The 5,620-nt window shown below is 68.3% G+C and carries 6 protein-coding genes; 2 read left to right on the plus strand and 4 right to left on the minus strand.

Annotated features, from left to right (window positions below):
- Positions 1–368 (minus strand): GDP-mannose 4,6-dehydratase (locus tag WBV89_RS02320; protein WP_423979728.1); only part of this gene is annotated, 368 nt, incomplete at its 3' end.
- Between the two features lie 79 nt (positions 369–447).
- On the opposite strand from WBV89_RS02320, the gene WBV89_RS02325 reads away from it, so the two are divergent.
- Together WBV89_RS02325 and cofD are read left to right on the plus strand one after the other, a co-directional pair.
- A complete protein-coding gene (locus WBV89_RS02325; RefSeq protein WP_423979729.1) occupies positions 448–1,560 on the plus strand; it encodes a glycosyltransferase family 4 protein in 1,113 nt (370 codons plus the stop codon).
- A complete protein-coding gene (cofD, locus tag WBV89_RS02330) occupies positions 1,557–2,579 on the plus strand; it encodes a 2-phospho-L-lactate transferase (RefSeq protein ID WP_423979730.1) in 1,023 nt (340 codons plus the stop codon). Before WBV89_RS02325 ends, cofD begins: the two co-directional genes overlap by 4 nt.
- Here cofD and WBV89_RS02335 read toward each other — a convergent pair.
- From WBV89_RS02335 to WBV89_RS02345, 3 genes are read right to left on the minus strand one after another with little or no spacing between them, the layout of a single operon-like run.
- Complete coding sequence (locus WBV89_RS02335) at positions 2,544–3,458, minus strand: NAD-dependent epimerase/dehydratase family protein (RefSeq protein ID WP_423979731.1); 915 nt, start codon at positions 3,456–3,458, stop codon at positions 2,544–2,546. The genes cofD and WBV89_RS02335 overlap by 36 nt on opposite strands.
- 56 nt (positions 3,459–3,514) lie before the next feature.
- Positions 3,515–4,537 (minus strand): sugar phosphate nucleotidyltransferase, encoded by a 1,023-nt coding sequence (locus tag WBV89_RS02340; RefSeq protein WP_423979732.1) that lies wholly within the window; start codon positions 4,535–4,537, stop codon positions 3,515–3,517.
- On the minus strand, positions 4,537–5,442 hold the full coding sequence (locus WBV89_RS02345; protein WP_423979733.1) for a hypothetical protein: 906 nt from the start codon (positions 5,440–5,442) through the stop codon (positions 4,537–4,539). The genes WBV89_RS02340 and WBV89_RS02345 overlap by 1 nt, the downstream gene beginning before the upstream one ends.
- Positions 5,443–5,620 lie beyond the last annotated feature (178 nt).

The following is a 5,620-nucleotide window of genomic DNA, read 5'->3' on the forward strand; positions in this document are numbered from 1 at the left end:
TAGAAGCGGATCGGGTTGTTCTGGGTCCCGCCGACCATCCGGATCGCCTCGAGCATCCGCAACACGCCCAACCCGGTGATGTTCGCGGTCAGCTCCGCCTGCGAGAACGACAGCGCCACGAAGCTGATCGCGCCGAGGTTGTACACCTCGTCGGGCTGCGCCAACTGGAGCGCTGCGACGAGCGACGGCAGATCGGCGAGGTCGCCGGGGACGAGTTCGAGGAACGGCAGTTCCTCCTGCAGCTTGGTCGCCCGGGGGTTGTTCTGCCCCTTGACCATGCCGTACACGTCGTACCCCTTGCTGTGCAGGAACTCGGCGAGGTGATAGCCGTCCTGTCCCGTGATTCCTGTGATGAACGCGCGTGGCATAGGCGCCGAGTCTACGGCGCCGTCGGTTCAGGCGGCCGGGCCACCGATCGCGGATCGATGCGTCGCTACGCTGCACTCGATGGTGCAGGTGGCGATCGACGCGGGTCCCCTGCACGGCCCGAGAACCGGCATCGGCAACGCCGTTGTGTGGACGATCGACGGGCTGCGAGCCGCCGGTCGGAGTGGTGCCGTCGACGACATCACGCTCCTGCCCTACGTGATCTCGATGCGCGCTCGGCTCGACCGCGGCGAGAGTCGACTGCCCGTTCCGGCCGCGGTCGCCCACCGGCTCTGGGCCCGCCGCAGCATTCTCCCGATGGACCGGTGGCTCGGACACCCCGACGTCGTCCACGGAACCAACTACGTCGTTCCCCCCTCACGGGCACCACGCATCGTCAGTGTCTACGACTGCTGGTTCGTCGAGCACCCCGACGATGCTCACCCGGACGTCGCCCGCGCGGGTGCCGTGCTGCGCCGATCGATTGCGGACGGAGCGCACGTCGTCACGTCGTCCGAAGCCACCAGCGCACGCGTCCGCGAACTGTTCGATGCACCGTCGGTGCACACCGTCCACCTCGGGCCGCCCCCGTACGACCCGGCACAGCGTCGCAGCGCGCCCGCTCTCGGCGATCGGGACGCACCGTTCGTGCTCGCCCTGGGGACGCTCGAACGACGTAAGAACATCCCGACGCTCGTCGAAGCGTTCCGTCGCGTCGCCGACGAGCATCCGACGGTCCAGCTGCGGATCGCCGGACGGGACGGCGACGATTCGGCCGGCGTCGATGCGGCCATCGCACGACTTCCCGACGCGGTCCAGCGACGGATCATCCGCCACCGAGGAGTCACCGAACCGGTCAAACACTGGCTGCTCGACCGTGCCTCGGTCCTGGCGTACCCCTCGCTCGACGAAGGTTTCGGATTCCCCGTCCTCGAGGCCCAACTCGCCGGAACGCCGGTGGTGGCGAGTTCGGCGGGATCGATCCCCGAGGTGGCCGGGACCGGAGCGCTGCTGAGTCTGCCGCTCGACCGGGATGCGCTCGCGGCGAACCTGTTCTGGGCGATCGCCAACCCGACGAAGCGTGCCGCGCTGATCGAACGCGGCCGGGCGAATGTCGAGCGGTTCTCCTGGGAGCGGACGTCGACCGCACTGGCCGGTCACTATCGCCGCCTCGCCGAGCAGGGACCGACATGAGCAACGACACCCACATCCGGTCCGGTCGCATCGCCGTCATCTCCGGCGGGGTCGGGGCCGCACGAATGTTGCGCGGTCTCGCAGCCGCGGTCGACCCCGACCGCATCACCGCCCTGGTCAACACCGGTGACGACACCGTGCTGCACGGCTTGTCGATCTCGCCCGACCTCGACACGATCGTCTACACGCTGGCCGATGCGATCGATCCCGAACGGGGCTGGGGACTGGTCGACGAGACCTGGCGGGCGATGGGTGCGCTCGACCGGTACGCAGCGATCCGACCGCCCGACTCGCAGGCCGCCCCCCAGTGGTTCAACCTCGGGGATCAGGATCTGGCCACACATTTCTACCGCACCGCCCGACTGCAGGAGGGAGCGACCCTCACCGAGGTCACCGACGAGATCCGACAGGCCTGGGGAGTCCCGATCCGGATGCTCCCGATGTCGGACCGACGCCGGTCGACCATCGTGACGGTGACCGCCGATCCCGATGCCGGCGGCGAGCCGCGCGACGTGTCGTTCCAGGACTATTTCGTGCGGCTGCGGCACGGTGTGCCGGTTTCGGCCGTGCGCTTCGACGGAGACGCCGAACTGACACCGAGCGCGCGAGCGTCGATCCTCGACGCCGAGACGATCGTGATCGCACCGTCGAATCCCGTCGTGTCGATCGGACCGCTCCGCTCGCTCGACGGCGTCGACGAGATGTTGACGCAGCGACGAGACGACGTGGTCGCGGTGTCGCCGATCATCGGCGGTGCCGCACTCAAGGGCCCCGCCGATCGGATGCTGGTCGAACTCGGCCATGAGGCCAGCGTGGTCGGCGTGGCCCGGTTGTATGCGGAGATCGCCTCGGTCCTGGTGATCGACCCGGTCGATGCGCACCTGTCCGAGGCCGTCGAGGCAACCGGCATGCGCTGCGTGGTCACCCCCTCGGTCATGTCCACGCCGGCGATCGCGCGACGACTCGCCGAAGTGACCCTCGAATCAGTTGCGGGACCGGGCGAGACCGTCGCCCAGTGACGTCCACGGCGACCAGCCGAGGTGGATGCGCGCCCGGACGGGTGACACCGCGAAGCGCGGAAGGTCGTCGGGACGAACGGGACCGTTGGTCGGTGTCCGACCCGTCCCCCCGCTGATCGCGGTCCAGAGCTCGCGGACGGTGGTCTGTGTTCCGGTGCCGATGTTGATCACCAGACCGCTTCCGCGCTCGCCGGCGCGCACCAGTGCGTCCACGACGTCGTCGATGAACACCAGGTCCCGGGACTGACGACCGTCGCCGTCGAAATCGGGGGCCAGGTCGCCGTCGTGGGCCGCGAGGAATGCGGCGACGACCCCACCGGTCGCGCGTTGCCGCGGGCCGTACACCGATGACAACGCGAGGGCCGTGAACTCGATCATGTCCCGCTCCCGATAGGTCGACATCAGATCGATGACCGCCCGGGCGACGACCCCGCGCACTCCGCGCGGCGTGATCTCACCCTCCTTGATCGGAAGCGCCGCAGCTGCGGGCTGTCCGTACAGCGACGACGCCGGAAGGGTCGTCACCACCTTCGGAATCGAGTGGCGGCGGGCGGCCTCCATCGTCGCGAGTGCCGACTCGAAGCCGCGACCCTGGGCGCGGGGCGACCGGTCCGCCCGCGGGAAGAGCGCGAGCTGATAGACGAGATCGGGGCGACGCATTCCGAGCAACGAGTCGGCCTCCGAAGTCGACGCGCCGACGTGATGGATCTTCAGCGACCCACCGGTCGGGGCGGAGCCGGCCGCGCGTGCTTCGGCCAGGTTGGCGAGCGACCCCGATGACAGGTCGTCGACGACATCGACGTCGTGTCCTTCGGCCAGCAGCCGATCGACGAGGTGGGAGCCGATGAACCCCGCTCCCCCGATGACCGCGATCTTCATTGCAGCAGGCTACGAGACCCGCGCGGTCGCCCGGTCACCAGCACCGGCCCCGGCGGTCACTGCTGGGCCGGAACCGTGTCGAACGCGACGTGATCGCCTTCCGCCACGACGCCCTCGGCGCCGATGATCGCCTCGATCACCGTCGCATCGGCCTCGACCCGGCCCATCACCAGCGACGACTCGACCTGTGCACGCGCGCCGATGAACCCGCCCGGGAGGACGACGGTGTCGACCACGGTGGTCCCCGATTCGATCACCGCGCCCGCTCCGACGATCGTGTTCATCAGCGTCGCACCCGGGTCGACGCTGGCGTCAGGTGAAATCGCCTCGCACGAATCGTGGACGCGATCGCCGCTCAGCAGGTCGAGGTTCGCCGCTCGATACAGATCGGGCACGCCGGCATCGATCCAGTAGTCGACGGTCGCGAGCCCGAACATCGATCCGGCTTCGACCAGCTCGGGAAACGTGTCGCGCTCGATCGAGACGCGTCGACCGGCCGGAATCCGTTCGAGCACGGCCGGTTCGAACACGTATGTCCCGGCGTTGATCAGGTTGCTCGGCTCCGTGCCCGGTGCCGGCTTCTCGACGAACCGCTCGATTCGACCCGCTCGCCCACCGCCGGACTCGGACCCATCGACGAGTTCGACGACGCCGAACGCGGATGGGTCCTCGACACCGATCAGGTGGATCGTCGCCTCGGCCCCGGCGACTCGATGAGCCTCGACGAGCGCTCCGACGTCGAGGTCGGTCATCACGTCACCGTTGGCGACCACGAACGTCGAGTCGATTCCGGCGGTGTCTGCGGCGAATCGGATCGCGCCTGCGGTGTCCAACGGCTCGGGCTCGACCGCGTACGTCACGCGCACGTCACCACACCGGTCGGCGGGAAACGCTTCGTGGAACGGTTCGGGTTTGAATCCGAGTGCGAGCACGACGTCGGTCACTCCGCCGCGACCGAGCCGGCGGATCAGACGCTCGATCATCGGCACGTGGCCGACCGGGAGCATCGGCTTGGGAATCTGCTCGGTGAGCGGGCGCAGCCGGGTGCCGAATCCGCCGACGAGGACGACGGCGTCCATCAGCTCTCGGCTTCGTCGGCTGCGGCCTCGGTGGTCTCCGTCTCGGTCGGATTCGATTCGCTCTCGACCGCCGGTCCGATGTCCTCAGGGTCCAGCAGTGCGGTTCCGACCGTCACATCACCATCGGGCGTGACATCCACGCCGGGGAACAGTTCGTTGCTGGTCTGCTGGCCACTGTCGTTGAGCGAGTTCTCGTCGAACCCCTCGACCGACGGGGGCTTGCCGACGGTGGTGCCGTCCGGCACGAACGCGATCGACACGACCATCGCGTCCTCGTTGAGGGCGACGTCGTCGAATCCGGCGATGAAGGTCGTTCCCTCGTCGGTGTCGCTGAGGTTGTTCCAGCGGGTGACCTGGAGATGTCCGACCGAGGTCTCACCGTCGATCGTGCATTCGGTCTCACCCGACTCGAAACGGCCGGTCTCCTGGAATTCTTCGGGCAGCTGTGCCCGCTGGTCCTCGGGGAACTGGAGCTCGTCTTCGCTCAGCTCGACGCCGTACGTGTCCAGGAAGACGCCGAGCTTGGCCCGTCCTCCGACCGATGCCGAGGAGAAGGGATGCCAGTGGATCAACCCGTCGTCGTGGCTGTGGATCCCGGTCCTGGCGTACTCGACGTTCGTCGGTTGGCCATTGGCATCCTGAGCCTCGCCATCCCCGTCGAGTTGGACCCACGTGTCGCAGATGAGGAAGCCGTAGGCGTGGTGCCAGTGGTCCTCGATCGTCGGGGCCGATGCATCGGCGCTCGGGCGAGATTGACGCGCGTAGATGATCAGCCCGAAGCCGAGGACGACGACCAGCGCCACGATCAGGGGAAACAGCGCGCCGCCCTGGAAACGAACCTTCTGGCCCTTGCCCTTCTGGGCCAGGCGCGCGGCCTTCTTGGTGGATGACGAGGAGGTTGCCACGACGTGGCAGGCTAGCGGTCAGGCACCGATTCGGTGGCGCAGCGACAGCGCGTCCCAATGCCCCTTCCGAACAGGTCAGCTGGCTCGGAGCGCGGAGATCAACGCGTCGTACGCGCGCCCGATGGCGGTCGGAGACGCGTGCGTGACCACCCAGCGCCGACCGGATTCACCCATCGAT

The sequence above is a fragment of the Ilumatobacter sp. genome (genome assembly GCF_049588435.1).
Lineage (GTDB): Bacteria > Actinomycetota > Acidimicrobiia > Acidimicrobiales > Ilumatobacteraceae > Ilumatobacter_A.